At 65.2% G+C, this 18,747-nt stretch carries 10 protein-coding genes and 1 pseudogene; 6 read left to right on the plus strand and 5 right to left on the minus strand.

Annotated elements, in window-relative coordinates:
* Window positions 1-57: 57 nt before the first annotated feature.
* Window positions 58-1,473, minus strand: coding sequence for a GntP family permease (locus tag B3349_RS11750; RefSeq protein ID WP_291588804.1), 1,416 nt, complete (start codon window positions 1,471-1,473; stop codon window positions 58-60).
* Window positions 1,474-1,822: 349 nt separating this feature from the next.
* On the opposite strand from B3349_RS11750, the gene B3349_RS11755 reads away from it, so the two are divergent.
* Window positions 1,823-2,179: a zinc ribbon domain-containing protein YjdM gene (locus B3349_RS11755; protein ID WP_291588805.1), complete on the plus strand. Its 357-nt coding sequence runs from the start codon at window positions 1,823-1,825 to the stop codon at window positions 2,177-2,179.
* 93 nt (window positions 2,180-2,272) lie between these two features.
* Here B3349_RS11755 and B3349_RS11760 read toward each other — a convergent pair.
* Window positions 2,273-4,120 (minus strand): annotated as a pseudogene (locus tag B3349_RS11760) (carboxylesterase/lipase family protein).
* 196 nt (window positions 4,121-4,316) lie between these two features.
* Between B3349_RS11760 and B3349_RS11765 the strand changes: the two are divergent.
* From B3349_RS11765 to B3349_RS11775, 3 genes are all read left to right on the plus strand, one after another.
* On the plus strand, window positions 4,317-4,865 hold the full coding sequence (locus tag B3349_RS11765; protein WP_291588807.1) for a sigma-70 family RNA polymerase sigma factor: 549 nt from the start codon (window positions 4,317-4,319) through the stop codon (window positions 4,863-4,865).
* Window positions 4,866-4,953: 88 nt separating this feature from the next.
* Window positions 4,954-6,018 carry a FecR family protein gene (locus B3349_RS11770; RefSeq protein WP_291588809.1) on the plus strand — a complete coding sequence of 355 codons (1,065 nt, stop codon included), beginning with the start codon at window positions 4,954-4,956 and terminating at the stop codon, window positions 6,016-6,018.
* Between the two features lie 150 nt (window positions 6,019-6,168).
* Window positions 6,169-8,595, plus strand: coding sequence for a TonB-dependent siderophore receptor (locus B3349_RS11775; protein ID WP_291588812.1), 2,427 nt, complete (start codon window positions 6,169-6,171; stop codon window positions 8,593-8,595).
* 285 nt (window positions 8,596-8,880) lie between these two features.
* Here B3349_RS11775 and lpdA read toward each other — a convergent pair whose 3' ends face one another.
* Genes lpdA through aceE form a run of 3 tightly spaced genes read right to left on the minus strand, consistent with a single transcriptional unit; the run spans window position 8,881 to window position 15,212 of the window.
* Window positions 8,881-10,731 (minus strand): dihydrolipoyl dehydrogenase, encoded by a 1,851-nt coding sequence (lpdA, locus tag B3349_RS11780; protein WP_291588813.1) that lies wholly within the window; start codon window positions 10,729-10,731, stop codon window positions 8,881-8,883.
* 14 nt (window positions 10,732-10,745) lie between these two features.
* The gene (gene aceF / locus B3349_RS11785; protein ID WP_291588815.1) at window positions 10,746-12,476 is read right to left on the minus strand and encodes a dihydrolipoyllysine-residue acetyltransferase; all 1,731 of its coding nucleotides are present in this window, start codon (window positions 12,474-12,476) and stop codon (window positions 10,746-10,748) included.
* An 18-nt stretch (window positions 12,477-12,494) separates the two neighbouring features.
* Window positions 12,495-15,212 carry a pyruvate dehydrogenase (acetyl-transferring), homodimeric type gene (aceE, locus tag B3349_RS11790; RefSeq protein ID WP_291588817.1) on the minus strand — a complete coding sequence of 906 codons (2,718 nt, stop codon included), beginning with the start codon at window positions 15,210-15,212 and terminating at the stop codon, window positions 12,495-12,497.
* Between the two features lie 298 nt (window positions 15,213-15,510).
* Between aceE and B3349_RS11795 the strand changes: the two genes are divergently transcribed.
* Both B3349_RS11795 and B3349_RS11800 read left to right on the plus strand, forming a co-directional pair.
* Window positions 15,511-18,096, plus strand: coding sequence for a PAS domain-containing sensor histidine kinase (locus B3349_RS11795; protein ID WP_291588818.1), 2,586 nt, complete (start codon window positions 15,511-15,513; stop codon window positions 18,094-18,096).
* On the plus strand, window positions 18,093-18,731 hold the full coding sequence (locus tag B3349_RS11800) for a response regulator transcription factor (protein ID WP_291588820.1): 639 nt from the start codon (window positions 18,093-18,095) through the stop codon (window positions 18,729-18,731). The genes B3349_RS11795 and B3349_RS11800 overlap by 4 nt, the downstream gene beginning before the upstream one ends.
* The last annotated feature ends 16 nt before the right edge of the window (window positions 18,732-18,747 follow it).

Genomic DNA, 18,747 nt, shown 5'->3' on the forward strand with positions numbered 1-18,747 from the left:
GACTCCGGAAGCCAGCGCAGCCGCCCTACCAGGCAGTCACCCTGGCGTGGCTCACGCTCAGAAACTGCCCACCCAGGTGCCCAGGGCAATCACCAGTACCAGCGCCGGCAGCGGGAACAGCATGGTCACCGCCGCAATGTCGCCATAGGACTGGCGGTGGTTGAGCTTGCAGATCGCCAGCAGGGTGATGATGGCGCCGCAGTGCGGCAAGGTATCCATGCCGCCAGCCGCCATCACCGCCACCCGGTGCAGCAGCGCAGGGCTGATGCCGGCGGCCTGGGCCATGGCCAGGTAGTCGGCACCCAGGGTCTGCAGCGCAATGCTCAGCCCGCCGGACGACGAGCCGGTGATCCCCGCCAGCACATTCATGGCCACGGCTTCGGACACCAGGGGATTGCTGGACACCTGCAGCACCGCATCGCGGATCAGCGCAAAACCGGCCAGCGATGCAATCACCGCGCCATAGCCCACTTCGGATGCGGTGTTGAACAGCGGCAGCATGAAGCCGAACACGCCCTGGTTGACCGTGTCCTTCAGGTTGTGCCACCGTCCCAGGCGCAGCAGCACCAGCGCCGTGCAGGCCGCAATCAGCGCAATCACCAGCGCCCACAGGCCCACCAGCCGGCTCGGGTCCAGCGCCGGAAAGCGTTCGCTCACAAAACCCAGGTCCACGCGCGGAAACACGCCATAGGTGAACAGCGCGTTCACGCCTATCACCAGCAGCAGCGGCAGCAGTGCCATCCACAGCGGAATCTGCGCGTGGCGCGCGGCATCGGCCGCCTGCTGCTCGGGCGTCTGCGCCGCATCGGCACTGCCTTCGTCGTGGTCGCCATAGCCTTCACCAACGGCCTTGGCGGAGGCCGCCCGCCGGCCCAGCCACCACAGACCGCCCGCCAGAATCAAGGCCGCGGCCAGAATCCCCAGGCCCGGCGCCGCAAACACATTGGTGCCGAAGTACGGAATGGGCATGGCATTCTGGATGGCGGGCGAGCCCGGCAAGGCCGTCATGGTGAAGGTGAACGCACCCAGCGCAATCGTGGCCGGGATCAGGCGCTTGGGAATCTGCGCCTCCTCAAACAGGTTGCGCGCAATCGGATAGATGGCAAAAGCCACCACAAACAGCGACACCCCGCCATAGGTCAGCAGCGCGCAGGCCAGCACCACGGTCTGTATGGCGTACTGCTTACCCAGGGTGCGCACAATCCAGTGCGCCAGGGTACTGGCCGCGCCCGAATCGGCCATCAGCCGCCCGAACAGCGCACCCAGCAGGAACAAGGGCAGAAACTGCAGCGCATAGCCGCTGAGCGCGGCCATGAAGGTGTCGGTATACAGCGGCAGCAACCAGCGCCCGTCACCCGACAGCACCACCGCCACCGCCGCCATCAGCGGCGCCAGCAACAGCACCGTCACGCCCCGGTAGGCCAGGAACATCAGCAGCGCCAGCGAAACGGCCACGGCCAGCACGCTCAGCATGGGCGCCCTTTCGGCCAAAGCCCGGCAGCAGCGCCGGTGGGGATGCGGTCAGCGGTACACGGCATGGCCTCTCCTGTCCTGCGAAAGCCCGCCATGCCAACAGCAGCATGGAACCGGCCCCCACGGGAAACAGTATGCCCGACGCATGCTGCACTGCACAACACTGCGTACCGGTGCGACGGAAGCACCGCTGTCTTCTGGTCCTCCGACCCGGCACCTTGCTTACTCTCGCAAGGGCATCGGTGCACGCCAGCATCCAGCAGCGCCTGCCACAGCGCGCAATCCGCACTCCGGCAGTCCGCTACTGCGCTAGCCTGTACGCTCTCGCTTTTGTAACAACGAACGTGACATGAGCGATTCCACCCTGCCCGCCTGCCCCCAATGCGGCCTGGACCACACCTACCCCGACGGCGCCCTGCTGATCTGCCCCGACTGTGCCCATGAATGGCCGGCCCAGGCCGACGCCGCGGCCGATGAAGACAGCGGCCCGCGCGTCATCAAGGACGCCAACGGCACCCCGCTGGCCGACGGCGACAGCGTGCTGCTGGTCAAGGACCTGAAGGTGAAGGGCTCCTCCACCGTCATCAAGAAAGGCACCAAGATCAAAGGCATCCGTCTGGTCTATGACAACGGCGACCACGACGTGGACTGCAAGACCGACCAGGGTCCGTTCATCCTGAAGTCGGAGTTCCTGAAGAAGGCGTAAAGCCACCGCCTTTTGCGCCGTCCCGGAGTCCCGGGATGCACAAGGCGCGGCCCTGTGCCACAGGCCAGGGCCGCACAACCCCTGCAGGGGCCATCAATCCCGCACGAACGACACCGGGAAGCTGTACTCATACAGCGGCACCTGGGCCAGGGCCTGGCGGGCATGGGCTTCGGGGTTGCCCACCATCGTCCAGCTCTTGCCGATGCGGGCCGTGGCGCGCTGGCCGCGCTCATAGCGGCTCCAGTGCTGTACACCGGCGCGCTCGGAACTGGGGTTGCCGCTGCGGGCAAACTGCCCCCAGATGGCGCCGATGCGGTCGCGCACCTGCAGTTGATCGGGGCTGTCCTGCACCAGGTTGCGGGCCGCATCCAGCGTGCCGAAGATGAAAGGCACTTCGGACGTGTGCGCCGCCCCCAGCGCGCCCTGGCGTGCGGGCGATGTCCAGTCGAACGCATAGGCATGCACCGGCGCACCGCCCAGGTCGGCCTGGCGGTCAGCAAAGGCCAGGGTGGGCAACTTGTAGTTGTAGTCGCTGGCCACCGCAATCAAGCGCTGCGACGGGGTGCTGCCCGGGTACTGGGCCGCGTAGCTCTGCAGCAGCTCCCTGCTGGCCTGACCGGACAGGCGCAGGAACTTCTGCACCCGTGCCTGCAGCTGGGCCTCGCTGATCGCAAAGTTGGCGGGATTGCCAGCCAGAAAGAACGTGGCCTCCTGCTGGGCATAGCCCACCAGCACCGGCACCTGGGCCGCCAGCGGCGTGCCCACGGGATCGTAGGGCTCCTGGGAAAACACCACGCCATCCAGCGTGGGGCGGAATTCGCTCACGCCACCGGTCTTGGCCAGCAACTTGCCGTAGGCGGCCACGATCTGCTCGGCCGGCAACTGCTGGATGCGTGCGGCATTGGCACGGTCCAGGCCCAGTTCCTGCAACAGGCCGTGGCTGGCCTGGGCCACCTTCTCGCGGCTGGCCAGACGCCACAGGCCCGAGCCGCTTTGCACAATGGCCTTGTGAAACAGGCCCTTGGCGGCCGGCGCGCCCAGCAGCGCCGTGACCTTGGCCGCGCCGCCGGACTGGCCAAAGATGGTGACATTGCCTGCATCGCCCCCAAAGCGCGCAATGTTCTCGCGCACCCAGCGCAGCGCCAGCACCTGGTCCAGCACGCCCACGTTGGCCGACTCGGGCGCAAAGCCCGGTGCATCGATCAGCAGGGAACCGAACACATTCAGCCGGTGGTTGATGGAGACCACCACCACATCCTGCGCTTGGGCCAGGTGGCTGCCGTCAAAGCCAGGGGCCGTACCGGCACCGGTGGCAAAGCCACCACCGTGCAGTCACAGCAGCACCGGGCGCTTCTTGCCATCGAGCGCCGGGGTGAACACGGCCAGCGACAGGCTGTCTTCGCTGGTGACCGCCGTAGGCCAGTACCAGGCAAACTCCGGCACCGGGGGCACGGCAGGCTGCGGCGCGCTGGCACCATGCGCGGTGGCATCGCGCACACCCGCCCAGCCCTGCTTGGCCACCGGGGGGCGAAAGCGGTTGGCGCCACCGGTGTTCTCCCCATACGGCACACCCTTGAAGGCAAAGCCTTGCGCCGTGCGCAGGCCGCGCAGCTTGCCAGCCGCGGTCTCCACCACGGGCACCTGCGTGCCCGCCGTGCTGGCGCAGGCCACCAAGCCACCGGGCAGGCTGATCACGGCACCGGCCTTCAGGCCGGACAGCAAAAATTCACGCTTGTTCATCGCACTCACACTCTCGCTCCTGTCATTGCCGTGTGCGGGGGTGCACCCGGTCAAGGAGCGCGACTCTAGGTGCCAGGCAGCAGAACGCCAACAAAGCTTTGCGCATGAGCTCACACGAAAAAAGCAGATGCCGTCCCGCCGAACCAGACCGTGACGCCGGCGTGAACGCCGCCTGCCCTCAGCCGCTGTAACGCAGGCCATCGACTGATCGCCCCCTGGTGCAGGCGGCACAGTCCATTGCCATCAATGCCGTCCACTGGCCAGACCATCCCCCGCCGTTGCTGCGCATCAAATGATATTGAATATCATTTACACGTATACTCGCCCCCACGTGGTCACCGGTCGCCCTGACCGGCATGCGCCACGAAGACGCCGCCCTCCCTCCCTGATCTGCCCCGTGGTCGCACACTATTACCGAGAGCTGCTGAGGTTCCTGCAAGGGACGGTCAGAGACCGCGATACGGCGGCAGACCTGGCGCAGGAAAGCTATGCCCGCGTGCTGGCCGTGCAGCAGTCTGGCGAAACCATCACCGAGCCGCGCGCGCTGCTGTACCGCACCGCGCGCAACTTGGTGATTGACCAGTACCGCCGCAGCGAAGTGCGCGGCGCCTACGCGGCGACAGACGGCGATGCCGCCACCGACGCAGCCGACTGGACCGCCGGCCCCGAAGCGCTGGAACCAGAAGTGGCCGCCATGTCGTCCCAAACGGTCGATGCGCTGCTGGCCGCCATCGGCGAGCTGCCCTTGCGCTGCCGCGAGGCCTTCATCCTGCACAAGTTCGACGGACTGTCCCAGGCCGAAGTGGCGCGCCAGATGGGCATCTCCGTGACCATGGTGGAACGCCATATCAAACTGGGCATGCAGGCGTGCCGGGCCCGCCAGGAACAAATGCAGGGCAGTGCCCCCTCCGACCCGTCCACGGCTGCGCCCCGGAGCAAGCCATGAGAATGTGCGACTTCTTTGCTTTTCCGGCGTTGGGTTTTGGCAGACTCGTGCGTCTACCTTTCTATGGCCCCTGGCTTTTTGCATCCGCATGACTGATCGCACCATTGCCCAATCACCCCACAGCGACCTCGATGCCGAGGCCCTGGAGTGGTTTGCGCGCTACAGCGATGCCCCGGATGCGGCCTACGCCAACGCAGATTTCCGCCAGTGGCTGGCCGGGCACCCCGACCGTGAAACCGCTTTCACCCGCTGGCGGGCCGATTGGCGGCAGCTCGATGCCCTGCCGCCATCGGGCGTTGAACAACTGCGCCTGCAACTGAAGAAAGACCTGGCGGAGTCCGCCCAAAAGGCCCACGCCACAGAACGCCCATCGCCCTGGTGGTCCGCGCTGATCCCGCGGGCCATCCCGCACGCGGCCCTGTCCGCCGTGGTCATGGCGCTGGTGGTCGGCAGTGGCTATATGGCCTGGGACCATTGGCAGCAGCAACCCGTGTTCGCGCAGATGTACCAGACCGAGCGCGGGCAGCAGCTGAGCGTGCAGCTGCCCGATGGCAGCCAGCTCAGGCTCGATACCGCGACACGCGTCGAAGTCAGCCTGTACCGCCAGCGCCGCGAGGTGAAGCTGCCGGAAGGACAGGCAGTGTTCGAGGTGCACAAAGATGCCTCCCGGCCCTTCGATGTGGTGGCAGGCAGCACCAAGGTGACGGTGGTGGGCACGCGCTTTGCCGTGCGCAACACCGCAGGCAGCCCGGTGCGCGTCGCCGTAGAGGAAGGCAAGGTGCGCGTGAGCCCGCTGCCATCGGCTGGCGGCAACGCGCCGGAATCGGCTGCCGTGCTGCTGACGGCCGGCCAGCAGCTTGCCAGCGCCGATGGACACCTGGGTCCCGTGGGAGCGATTGCCGCAGCCGGCATCGCCCCGTGGCGCGACGGCCGGGTCAACCTGGAGAATGTGCCGCTCTCCGCAGCCTTGGCGGAATTCGAACGCTACGCCCCCACGCACATGGTGGTGCGCGACCCGGCAGTCGGCGCGCTGCGCCTGTCCGGCACCTTTGACCCGCAAAGACTGACCCATTTCCGCTCTGCCCTGCCCAAGGTGCTTCCCGTGCGTCTGAAGGAAAACGGGGACCTGACGGAAATCGTGGCAAGCCACTGACACCCGCCCTGGGCACCACCACGGCCCGGGTTGCAACATGGGCCCGCGCGACACGTTTAAAAAAAATTGCGGCATACAGGTTGGGATTTTGCAGCGCCATGCGTCTCCCTGAGAACGATTCCTGTTTCGTGTCTTTTGGAGAAAGTTCGCATGTCCCGTTTCCGATTCCATCTTGCGCCGCTGGCAGCGGCCGTCACCCTGCTTCTGGCAACCACCGCCGTCCAGGCGCAATCGGGCAGCACGCCCGCCACACAGGCCGCGCCGGTGGACATCCAGATCACCGCGCAACCGCTGTCGCAGGCGCTGGTCGTGCTCGCGCGCCAGGCACACCTGGAATTGATGGTGCAGCCCGCCCTGGTCGAAGGCCGTAACGCCCCTGCCGTGCAAGGTCGCTTCACCGTGCGCGAAGCCCTGAATCGCCTGCTCGCAGGCAGCGGCCTGTATGCCGAAGTGGAGGGAACCTCGGTCGTGGTGCGGCGCCTGTCGCAAAGCTCGGGCGCCGCCACCCTGCCGCAGGTGACCGTCACAGCCCAGGAAGAGCGCAGCGCCACCACCGAAGGCACGGACTCCTTCGCCGCGCGTGCGGTGAGCATCAACAAGGGTGACCAGGCGCTCAAGGACATCCCCCAATCCATCAGCGTGCTCACGCGCAAGCAGCTCGATGAACAGGGCATCACGGACCTCAAGCAGGCCGCCAACATCGCCACCGGCACCGTGGGCGTCACCGGTGTCGGACAGGGTATGGTGCTGGCGGCACGCGGCTTCCAGATCGACAACTGGCAATACGACGGTGTTGCGATTCCCCGCAACATGTACTCGCTCGGCAACTGGGCTTCGGAAGGCATGGCCTTCTATGACCGGCTGGAAGTCCTGCGCGGCGCATCGGGCCTGCTGCAGGGTACCGGCAGCCCCGGTGGTGCCGTCAACCTGGTGCGCAAGCGCGGCCAGGCCGAAAAGACCGTGACGCTGACCACCCGTGCTGGTTCCTGGGACCGCTACGGCGTGCAGCTGGACGCCGGCGGCCCGCTCAACGCCGAAGGCACGCTGCGCGGTCGCGCCGTCGTGGACGAAGCCCGCAGCCACTCCTTTGTCGACTATGTGAACGATCGTTCCCGGTCGCTGTATGCGGCGCTGGACTACGACATTAGCCCGGATACCACCGTGGGCCTGGGCGTGAGCCAGCTGGACAGCAAGGGACGGCCCTTCATCTACGGCGTGCCTCTGGCGGCCGACAGTCGCGATGTGGGTCTGTCCCGCTCCACGTTCACCGGCGCCTCGTGGAACCGTTCCCACCTCAAGCAGACCACGGTCTATGCCGATCTGAACCACCGCTTCAACGCGGACTGGAAGCTCAAGGTCTCGGCCCTGAAGATGAACGAGAACAGCAACTCCACGCACCAGCGCATGCATGGCACCGTGGCAGCGGACGGCAGCGGAATGACCTACGCGGACTGGATCACCCGCTTCGACACCGACAAGGTCGGGCTGGATGCCTTTGTGAACGGCCGCTTCGATGCCCTGGGGCTGCGCCACGAAGTGACGCTGGGCGCGGACTATTCCAAGTACACCTCCAACGACAAGTACACCCGCAACTTCACATCGGGCGGCAACCTCTTCGACATCGACCACAACCGCCCCAAGCCCACCGAGGAAAGCCTGCTGGCGGCCGGTGGCCGGCAATCCGTCTCCTCCTACGATGTGCATCAAAAAGGCATCTACGCCAGCTGGCGCGCACAACTTACCGAGCCTCTGACAGCCATCGTGGGGGCCCGCGTCGCCTGGTATGACCTGTTCTACCAAGCATCGTTGTTCGACACCCGCGAAGCCATGCACACCTCGGGCGAGGTCGTCCCCTACTTCGGCCTGGTGTACGCGCTGACCCCCCAGTGGTCGGCCTACGGCAGCTACACCAGCGTGTTCGAGCCGCAGTCGGCACGCACCGCTGCGGGCAAGGTGCTGGAACCCGTCATCGGTTCGAACTACGAGCTAGGCATCAAAGGCGAGCTGATGGACAAGCGCGTCAACACCTCGCTCGCGGTATTCCGCTACGACCACAAAAACCGCGCCGTCGACGACATCGCATCCGGCTTTGCCTGTGACGGCTGGTACTGCTCCACGGCATCCGGCAAGGTGCGCAGCCAGGGTGTTGAAGCCGAGGTGAGCGGCGAGGTGCTGCGCAATCTGCAATTGATGGCGGGCTACACCTTCAACACCACCAAGTTCCTGAGCGACCCCGACAACCAGGGCAAGGTCTTCAGCACCTGGACCCCCAAGCACATGCTGCGCGTCTGGGCGTCCTACCGCCACACCGGCGACTGGAACCGCCTGACCACCAGCGCCGGCTTCACCACGCAAAGCCACACGCTGGACTACGACCGCGAGAACGACATTCCCGGCTTCACCACCTGGAACATGCGACTCGCCTACCAAGCCACGCCCGAGATCAACATCGCGATGAACCTGAACAACATCTTCGACAAACGCTACATCGTCCCAGGCTACACCGGCTACACCGGTGCCACCTACGGCGATCCACGCAACGTCATGTTCACCCTGAAATACACCCCGCGCTTCTGACCACGCATGAAGGGAATCGGGCCGCAGAAGGGAACACCTTCTGCGGCCTTTTTTCTTGGCGCTTTCAAATCCCCCTCCCCACCGGCACGCACACCGGCTGCCCGACACCACCTGCACCGAAGACCCAGCACGCCGGGCGCCATGCCACGCGTAGCCCACGCCCTTGCGCCCTTGCGCCCTTGCTCCCTGGCCCTCGGAAGATCCGGGGCCATGCACAGACCATAAAAAAAGGCAGCCCGCAGGCTGCCTTTTTTTGTTCCAGGCCCTAAGGCCTGATTGCTTCGCTTACTTGCGTGCCGGCGGCACATCCGTGCACGAACCGTGCGCCACTTCCGCAGCCATGCCGATGGACTCGCCCAGCGTCGGATGGGGGTGGATGGTCTTGCCAATGTCCACGGTATCCGCGCCCATTTCGATGGCCAGCGCGATTTCACCGATCATGTCGCCCGCATGCGTGCCGACCATGCCGCCGCCCAGGATGCGGCCATGGCCGTGGGCTTCGGGAGAATCGTCAAACAGCAGCTTGGTGAAGCCTTCGTCGCGGCCATTGGCAATCGCGCGTCCGGACGCAGCCCAGGGGAACAGGCCCTTCTTGACCTTGATGCCTTGGGCCTTGGCCTGGTCTTCGGTCAGACCTACCCATGCCACTTCGGGGTCGGTATAGGCCACGCTCGGAATCACGCGGGCATTGAAGGCGGCAGATGCCAGCTCCTTGTTGCCCTGCAGTTCGCCGGCGATGACTTCGGCCGCCACATGCGCCTCGTGCACGGCCTTGTGTGCCAGCATGGGCTGGCCCACGATGTCGCCGATCGCAAAGATGTTGGGCACATTGGTGCGCATCTGGATGTCGACGTCGATGAAGCCACGGTCGGTCACCGCCACACCCGCCTTGTCGGCGCTGATCTTCTTGCCATTGGGCGTGCGGCCCACGGCTTGCAGAACCAGGTCGTAGGTCTGGGGTTCGGGCACGGTGACGCCGTCCTTGGCCGGCTCGAACGTGACCTTGATGCCTTCGGGCGTTGCTTCGGCCGCCACGGTCTTGGTGTTGACCATGATGTTGTCGAAGCGCGGCGCGTTCATCTTCTGCCAGACCTTGACCAGGTCGCGGTCCGCGCCCTGCATCAGGCCGTCCATCATTTCCACCACGTCCAGGCGTGCGCCCAGCGTGCTGTAGACGGTGCCCATTTCCAGGCCGATGATGCCGCCACCCAGAATCAGCATGCGCTTCGGAACTGCCTTCAGGTCCAGCGCGCCGGTGGAGTCCACCACACGCTCGTCCTTGGGCATGAAGGGCAGATGCACGGCCTGCGAGCCTGCCGCAATGATGGCGTTCTTGAACTGAACCACCTTCTTGCTGCCGGTCTTATCCTGGCCGTCACCCGTGGTTTCTTCCACCTCGATGTGGTTGGCCGACACAAAGTTGCCGTAGCCGCGCACGATGGTGACCTTGCGCATCTTGGCCATCTGGCCCAGGCCGCCGGTCAGCTTGCCGATGACTTTTTCCTTGTGACCGCGCAGCTGGTCGATGTTCACTTCCGGAGCGGCAAACTTCACGCCCGCCACTTCCAGGTGCTTGACCTCATCCATCACGGCCGCCACGTGCAGCAGCGCCTTGGAAGGAATGCAGCCCACGTTCAGGCACACGCCGCCCAGCGTCTTGTAACGCTCGACCAGCACCACCTTCAGGCCCAGGTCGGCCGCGCGGAACGCTGCCGAATAGCCGCCAGGGCCACCGCCCAGCACGACCACGTCGCAGTCCAGGTCCACGGTGCCGCCAAAGTTGGCGGCCACGGGGGCCGGTGCGGCCGCAGCAGCAGGGGCAGCCGGAGCTGCAGCCACAGGGGCCGCGCTCGGTGCCGGTGCAGCCGCCGGGGCCGGGGCCGCAGCAGCGCCATCGCCCGCTGCTTCCAGCGCGACGATGACCGAGCCTTCAGCGACCTTGTCACCCACCTTGACCAGCAGCGACTTGACCACGCCCGCGTGGCTGGATGGAATCTCCATGGAAGCCTTGTCGGACTCCACGGTGATCAGCGACTGGTCCACGGTGACGGTGTCACCGGGCTTGACCAGCAGTTCGATCACACCCACTTCGGCGAAATCGCCAATATTGGGGACCTTGATATCAATGGTTGCCATGTACCAGTCTCCCTTTACAGCAGGATGCGGCGGTAGTCGGCCAGCACCGCGCCCAGGTAGGCGTTGAAGCGGGCAGCAGCCGCGCCGTCGATCACGCGGTGGTCGTACGACAGGCTCAGCGGCAGCATCAGGCGGGGCTGGAATGCCTTGCCGTCCCACACCGGCTGGATGCTGCCCTTGGACAGACCCAGGATGGCCACTTCCGGCGCATTCACGATGGGGGTGAAGTCGGTGCCGCCAATGCCGCCCAGCGACGAGATGGAGAAGCAGCCGCCTTGCATGTCGGCCGCGCCCAGCTTGCCGTCACGGGCCTTCTTGGCCAGCTCCGACATTTCCTGGCTGATCTGCATGATGCCCTTCTTGTCGGCATCCTTGAGCACCGGCACCACCAGGCCATTGGGCGTGTCTGCCGCAAAGCCGATGTTGTAGTACTGCTTGTAGACCAGGGTGTCGCCGTCCAGCGAGGTGTTGAACTCGGGGAACTTCTTCAGCGCTGCAACCACGGCCTTGATCACAAAGGCCAGCATGGTCACCTTGATGTCGCTCTTGGCCTTGGCGCTCTCGGCGTTGGTGCTCACGCGGAAGGCTTCCAGCTCGGTGATGTCCGCCAGGTCGTTGTTGGTGACGTGGGGAATCATCACCCAGTTGCGGTGCAGGTTCGCGCCCGAGATCTTCTTGATGCGCGACAGGTCCTTGCGTTCCACGGCACCGAACTTGGCAAAGTCCACCTTGGGCCAGGCCAGCACTTCCAGGCCGCCCACGTTGCCGCCGGACGACTTGGCCGGTGCAGCAGCCTGCTGCGCCAGCGTTTGCACGGCGCCTGCCATCACCGACTTGGTGAAGGCCTGCACGTCGTCGGCCGTGATGCGGCCCTTGTTGCCGGAACCCTTCACTTCGGCCAGCGGCACGCCCAGTTCGCGGGCGAACTTGCGCACCGAAGGCGATGCGTACGGCAGGCTGCCGGTCGGCGCCACCGTGGGGTTGTGGGCAGGCACTGCCACGGCGGCAGCGGCCACGGGGGCAGCTGCAGCGGCGGGAGCCGCCTGGGCAGGTTCTGCAGCCGCAGGCGCCGCCGCAGCGGGTGCGGGGGCAGCAGCCGGAGCCGCTGCTGTAGAGGCCGCAGGGGCCGCAGCGCCCTGCACCGTCATCTGACCGACCACGTCGCCCACATTCACGGTGTCGCCAATTTTCAGCGTCAGCGCGGTGATGGTGCCGGCGGCCGGCGACGGGATTTCCATCGATGCCTTGTCGGACTCCACGGTGAACAGCGACTGCTCGGCGGTCACGGTGTCACCCACCTTGACCAGCATCTCGATCACGGCCACATCCTTGAAGTCGCCGATATCGGGGATCTGGATGGCCAGCGTGCTGGAGGCCGCAGCCGCAGGCGCCGCAGCAGGGTCTGCCTGTGCGGGTGCTGCCGGTGCCTCAGCAGCCACCGGGGCAGCAGCAGGCTGTGCCGCCGGTGCAGGCGCTGCTGCAGCGGGGGCAGGAGCGGAAGCGGCATCGGCCGTCTCCAGCACCACCACCACCGAGCCTTCGCTGATCTGGTCGCCCAGCTTCACCTTGACTTCCTTGACCACGCCAGCATGGCTGGAAGGGATCTCCATGGAGGCCTTGTCGCTCTCCACGGTCACCAGCGACTGCTCCACCTTGATGGTGTCGCCCACGTTGACCAGCACTTCGATCACGCCCACGCTGTCGAAGTCACCGATGTCCGGAACCTTGATTTCTGTCATTGCCATTGTCTGTCTCCGGTCGTTTTAGGCGTACAGCGGGTTGATCTTGTCGGTCTTGATGCCGTACTTGGCAATGGCTTCGGCCACCTTGGTGACGGGCAGCTTGCCTTCGTCGGCCAGCGACTTGAGCGCGGCCACGACGATGTAGTGGCGGTCGATCTCGAAGTGCTCGCGCAGCTTGCGGCGGAAGTCCGAACGGCCGAAACCGTCGGTACCCAGCACCTTGAAGGTGCGGCCCTTGGGCATGTAGGGGCGGATCTGCTCGGCGTAGGCCTTCATGTAGTCGGTCGACGCGATCACCGGACCTTGCGAGCCTTGCAGCTGCTGCGTCACAAACGGTACCTTGGCGGTTTCCAGCGGGTGCAGCATGTTGTGGCGCTCGGCGTCCTGGCCGTCACGGGTCAGTTCGTTGAACGACGGGCAGCTCCACACGTCGGCCGCAATGCCCCAGTCCTTTTCCAGCAGCTCTTGCGCAAAGAAGGATTCGCGCAGGATCGTGCCCGAGCCCAGCAGCTGCACGCGCTCGCCCGATTGCGGCACCTTCTGGCCGGGCTTGCACAGGTACATGCCCTTGATGATCTGCGCTTCCGTGCCGGCGGTCAGGCCGGGCATGGCGTAGTTTTCGTTCAGCAGCGTCAGGTAGTAGAAGACGTTTTCCTGGTTCTGCACCATGCGGCGCAGACCGTCCTGCATGATCACGGCCACTTCGTGTGCGAAGGTGGGGTCGTAGCTGATGCAGTTGGGGATGGTGTTGGCCAGGATATGGCTGTGACCGTCTTCGTGCTGCAGGCCTTCGCCGTTCAGCGTGGTGCGGCCCGAAGTGCCGCCCAGCAGGAAACCGCGCGCCTGCATGTCGCCCGCAGCCCAGGCCAGATCGCCAATGCGCTGGAAGCCGAACATCGAGTAGTACACATAGAACGGGATCATGATCCGGTTCGAGGTGCTGTAGCTGGTGGCCGCAGCAATCCAGCTGGCCATGCCGCCGGCTTCGTTGATGCCTTCCTGCAGGATCTGGCCGGCCTTGTCTTCGCGGTAGTACATGACCTGGTCCTTGTCGACCGGGGTGTACTGCTGACCGTGCGGGTTGTAGATGCCGATCTGGCGGAACAGGCCTTCCATACCGAAGGTACGGGCCTCGTCCACCAGGATGGGCACCACGCGGGGACCGATGTCCTTGTCGCGCAGCAGCTGCGTCAGGAAACGCACATAGGCCTGCGTGGTGGAGATCTCACGGCCTTCGGGCGTGGGTTCCAGGATGGCCTTGAAGGTGTCCAGCGCAGGGGCGGTGAACTGTTCGTCGGCCTTCACACGGCGGTGCGGCAGGTAACCGCCCAGGGCCTTGCGGCGCTCGTGCAGGTACTTCATTTCCGGGGTGTCGTCGGCCGGCTTGTAGAACGGCAGGTCGGCGATCTGGCTGTCCGGAATGGGGATGTTGAAACGGTCGCGGAAGGCCTTGATGTCTTCGTCCGACAGCTTCTTGGTCTGGTGCACGGTGTTCTTGCCTTCACCGATCTTGCCCATGCCGAAGCCCTTGACGGTCTTGACCAGCAGCACCGTGGGCTGACCCTTGGTGGAGTTGGCGGCTGCAAAGGCGGCGTAGACCTTCTGCGAATCGTGGCCACCGCGGCGCAGGTTCCAGATTTCGTCGTCGCTCATGTGCTCGACCATCTTCAGCGCGCGCGGATCGCGGCCGAAGAAGTTCTTGCGCACAAAGGCGCCGTCGTTGGCCTTGAACGACTGGTAATCCCCGTCGTTGCACTCCATCATGATCTTCTTGAGGACGCCGTCCTTGTCCTTGGCCAGCAGCTCGTCCCAGCCCTTGCCCCACAGCAGCTTGATCACATTCCAGCCGGAGCCGCGGAATTCGCCTTCCAGCTCCTGGATGATCTTGCCGTTGCCGCGCACCGGGCCGTCCAGGCGCTGCAGATTGCAGTTGATGACGAACACCAGGTTGTCCAGGTTCTCACGTGCGGCCAGGCCGATCGCGCCCAGGGATTCCACTTCGTCCATTTCGCCGTCGCCGCAGAACACCCAGACCTTGCGGTTTTCGGTGTTGGCAATGCCACGGGCGTGCAGGTACTTCAGGAAGCGCGCCTGGTAGATGGCCATCAGCGGGCCCAGGCCCATGGACACCGTGGGGAACTGCCAGAACTCGGGCATCAGCTTGGGGTGGGGGTAGCTGGACAGGCCCTTGCCGTCCACTTCCTGGCGGAAGTTCAGCAGCTGGTCTTCGGAGATGCGGCCTTCCAGATAGGCGCGGGCGTAGATGCCGGGCGAGACGTGGCCCTGGATGTACAGGCAGTCACCACCGTGGTTTTCGCTCTCGGCGTGCCAGAAGTGGTTGAAGCCGGCACCGAACATATTGGCCAGCGAGGCGAAGGAGCCGATGTGGCCGCCCAGATCGCCGCCTTCCGGTGGGTGGTGGCGGTTGGCCTTGACCACCATTGCCATGGCGTTCCAGCGCATGTAGGCGCGCAGACGGCCTTCCAGGTGCAGATTGCCGGGGCAGCGGGCTTCCTGCTCGGTCTCGATGGTGTTCACATAGCCGGTGGTGGCCGAGAAAGGCATGTCCACGCTGTTCTCACGGGCGTGTTCCAGCAGGTCTTCGATCAGCTTGTGGGCGTATTCGGCACCTTCGCGGTCGATGACAGCGGAGAGTGCGTCCATCCACTCACGGGATTCCTGGGTGTCGATTTGGGGCTGGGCGTTGGCGCCGGCCTGGGGGTCGGTCTGAGCTGTCATGGTTGTCTCCTGGTCAATGGGCTACAGGGTCATTCGGGGCCTCAGAAGTCCGGTGGCGGGCTGGAGGGCTTCCGATGCAGGCGTTGGCTGAACAGCAACATCCTCGCACCAGGCACACAGCGCCCACAGGCCTTTGCGGCTTGTTAGCGGGGCGAGTGTCGCATATTTTTTTCATATTTCAAATGGTGCTTTTTGATTTCGCAATGCGAAAAAATGCTGCAATTGCACATCCCTACGCTTCCCTCTGAAACCTGCGGCGAGCACCGGGGAAGTCCCAGGATTCACCTACACTTTAGTCATGCATTCGCACCCCGATCCGTCCGCATCCGGCCCTGACTCGATTTCTCCGGGTTTCTACGAATCCGCCCCACCCGTGCAATGGTGGCGCACTTGGTGGCGCAGCCTTTCGCCCACGCGCCAGGACCGTTTGGCGGCGCTGGCACCCATGGCGGCCGTGGCACTGTTCCTGGCTGCAATCCTGGTGGCTTTCTGGTATTTACGCGCAGAGGAAGTCGACCGCGAGCAGGAAGCCCTGCGCCGCGACGTGGAATACGCCCAGCAGCGCCTGCGTCTGCGTCTGCTGGAGCGCCAGGAGCAGATCATGCGGCTGGCGCGCGATGCGGCCAATGCCGAAATCGGCCCGGCCGAATTCGGCAACCGCACCGAAGTGCTGATCACCCAGTACCCCGAGCTGCAATCCATCAGTTGGGCCACCGTGGACGGACAGATTCTGGCCACCCATGCCGCGCCCACCGTCTCCAGCGAACAGCTGCGCCAGGTCGGCGAAGTGCTGCGCACCGGCGAGACGGCCGACGCCTTCCGGGCCGTGAAGATGCAGCTGCAGCCGGTCTATCTGCAACCGCACAAGGAGGCCGGCGAGGTCAGTGCCCCCATGCTGCAGTTGCAGGTGCCGCTCAACAGCTCGGGCGAATTCGGCGGCGCGATCCTGGCCGAGTACTCGGTGGACAGCCTGCTGCGCTACGGCATCCCCACCGAGGTGCTGGCCCGCTATGCCCTGAGCCTGCGCGATGACCGCGGCCAGGTCCTGGCCGGCACGCCGCTGGTGCCGCCGGGGCAGCCTGCGCACCGGATGGGCATGCGCCCCCAGGCCAACCAGTATGAAGTGGCCGTGGGGCCGGTCGGGACGTCGCTGGTGCTGCATGCCCAGGCCTACCGGGCCTCGCTGGGCATGGTGGGCAGTGCCCTGTTCTGGCTGGTGGGCACGCTCAGCGTGATGACGGCCTGGCTGCTGCTGGCCACCTGGCGCCACACGCGCCGGCGCATGCGCACCCAGGAAGCCCTGGTGGCCGAAACCAATTTCCGCCGCGCCATGGAAAACTCGGTGCTGACCGGCATGCGCGCGCTGGACCTGCATGGCCGCATCACCTATGTGAATGCCGCCTTCTGCCAGATGACCGGCTGGAGCGAGCAGGAACTGGTGGGCCAGATGCCCCCCTACCCCTATTGGCCCGACACCGATTACGACACGCTGCGCGCCAAGCTGCACGACGAGCTGGCGGGCAAGACCATCCACGGGGGCTTTCAGGTGCGGGTGCGCCGCAAGAACGGCAGCCAGTTCGATGCGCGCCTGTACGTATCTCCGCTGATCGACGCCCATGGCCAGCACACGGGGTGGATGTCCTCCATGACCGACATCACCGAGCCCAACCGCATCCGTGACCAGTTGGCCGCCTCGCACGAGCGCTTCACCGTAGTGCTGGAAGCGCTGGACGCCTCGGTCTCCGTGGCGCCGCTGGGCAGCACCGAGGTGCTGTTTGCCAACAAGCTCTACCGCCAGTGGTTCGGCTCCGACGCCGAAGGCCACCTGCGGCTGGTGGAACAGGCCGGCGTTCCCAGCGCCCGCGCCCACCAGCAAAGCAATATGGACGACGAGGACGGCCTGATGGGCCTGCCCACCGAAGAGCTGACCAGCTCGGTGGCCGGCAACGCCGAAATCTTTGTGCCCGAGCTGGGCAAATGGCTGGAAGTGCGCTCGCGCTACCTGAGCTGGGTGGACGGCCGCCTGGCCCAGATGGTGATTGCCACCGACATCACCCCCCGCCGCCTGGCCGAGGAACAGAACGCCCGCCAGGCCGAGCGCGCCCAGTCCGTGAGCCGCCTGATCACCATGGGCGAGATGGCCTCCAGCGTGGCGCACGAGCTGAACCAGCCCCTGACCGCCATCAGCAACTACAGCAGCGGCATGCTCACCCGGCTGGCCAATGGTTCGCTGACCGAAGACCAGATGAAGTTCGCACTGGAGAAAACCGCCCACCAGGCGCAGCGTGCGGGCCAGATCATCCAGCGCATCCGCTCCTTCGTGAAGCGCAGCGAGCCCAACCGCGCCCAGGCCAACGTCAACGACATGGTCGAAGAAGCCGTGGAGCTGGCCAACATCGAACTGCGCCGCCGCAATGTGAGTCTGAACCACCATGTGGCGGCACGCCTGCCGGCGGTGATGGCCGACCGCATCCTGATCGAGCAGGTCCTGGTGAACCTGATGAAGAACGGTGCCGAATCCATCGACCTGTCCGACCGTCCGTCCGGAAAGCGCAGCGTCGAATTGCAGGTGCGCCCCACCATGCAGGACGGCAAGGAAGGCGTGGAATTTTCCGTGACCGACAGCGGCAAGGGACTTCCACCCGAAGTGCTTGATCGCTTGTTCGAAGCCTTCTTCACCACCAAGCAGGAAGGCATGGGCATGGGCCTGAATCTATGCCGCAGCATTGTGGAGTCCCATCACGGCCGGATGCGTGCGGAGAACCTCTACAATGGTTCAGAGGTCGCCGGCTGCCGGTTTTCATTCTGGCTCCCGCTGGCGTCCCCCAAGGACAGTGAGACACCCCCTCAGGCAAACAATCCAAATCCAAGGACACCTGTATGAACATGACCCCGAAAAAAGGCACCGTGTATGTAGTCGACGACGACGAGGCCGTCCGCGACTCGCTGCAATGGCTTCTCGAGGGCAAAGACTACAGAGTGCGCTGCTTTGAATCGGCCGAAGCCTTTCTGGCCCGCTACGACCCGCGCGAAGTCGCCTGCCTGATCGTCGACATCCGCATGAACGGCATGACCGGCCTGGAACTGCAAGACCGCCTGCTCGAGCGCAAGTCGCCCCTGCCCATCGTCTTCATCACCGGCCACGGCGATGTGCCCATGGCCGTGAACACCATGAAGAAGGGTGCGCTGGACTTCATCCAGAAGCCCTTCAACGAAGACGATCTGCTGGGCACGGTGGAACGCATGCTGGACCACGCCCGCGAAGCCTTTGCCGACCACCAGCAGGCCGCCAGCCGCGACGCACTGCTGTCCAAGCTGACCGGCCGTGAAGCCCAGGTGCTCGAGCGCATCGTCGCCGGCCGCCTGAACAAGCAGATTGCCGACGACCTGGGCATCAGCATCAAGACGGTGGAAGCCCACCGCGCCAACATCATGGAAAAGCTCAACGCCAACACCGTGGCCGATCTGCTGAAGATTGCACTTGGCCCTACCAGTGCAGCCCCCAAGGTCTCGGCGTAAAGTAATTCCTTTAGCC

Source organism: Comamonas sp. UBA7528, from assembly GCF_002479375.1.
In the GTDB taxonomy this organism is placed as follows: domain Bacteria; phylum Pseudomonadota; class Gammaproteobacteria; order Burkholderiales; family Burkholderiaceae_C; genus Comamonas.

Excerpts from the sequence above, each read along its gene's own strand:
- B3349_RS11750 (WP_291588804.1), bottom strand. The coding sequence starts at position 1,473 with ATGCTGAGCGTGCTGGCCGTGGCCGTTTCGCTGGCGCTGCTGATGTTC.
- B3349_RS11755 (WP_291588805.1), top strand. The coding sequence starts at position 1,823 with ATGAGCGATTCCACCCTGCCCGCCTGCCCCCAATGCGGCCTGGACCAC.
- B3349_RS11770 (WP_291588809.1), top strand. The coding sequence starts at position 4,954 with ATGACTGATCGCACCATTGCCCAATCACCCCACAGCGACCTCGATGCC.
- B3349_RS11775 (WP_291588812.1), top strand. The coding sequence starts at position 6,169 with ATGTCCCGTTTCCGATTCCATCTTGCGCCGCTGGCAGCGGCCGTCACC.
- lpdA (WP_291588813.1), bottom strand. The coding sequence starts at position 10,731 with ATGGCAACCATTGATATCAAGGTCCCCAATATTGGCGATTTCGCCGAA.
- aceF (WP_291588815.1), bottom strand. The coding sequence starts at position 12,476 with ATGGCAATGACAGAAATCAAGGTTCCGGACATCGGTGACTTCGACAGC.
- aceE (WP_291588817.1), bottom strand. The coding sequence starts at position 15,212 with ATGACAGCTCAGACCGACCCCCAGGCCGGCGCCAACGCCCAGCCCCAA.
- B3349_RS11795 (WP_291588818.1), top strand. The coding sequence starts at position 15,511 with ATGCATTCGCACCCCGATCCGTCCGCATCCGGCCCTGACTCGATTTCT.
- B3349_RS11800 (WP_291588820.1), top strand. The coding sequence starts at position 18,093 with ATGAACATGACCCCGAAAAAAGGCACCGTGTATGTAGTCGACGACGAC.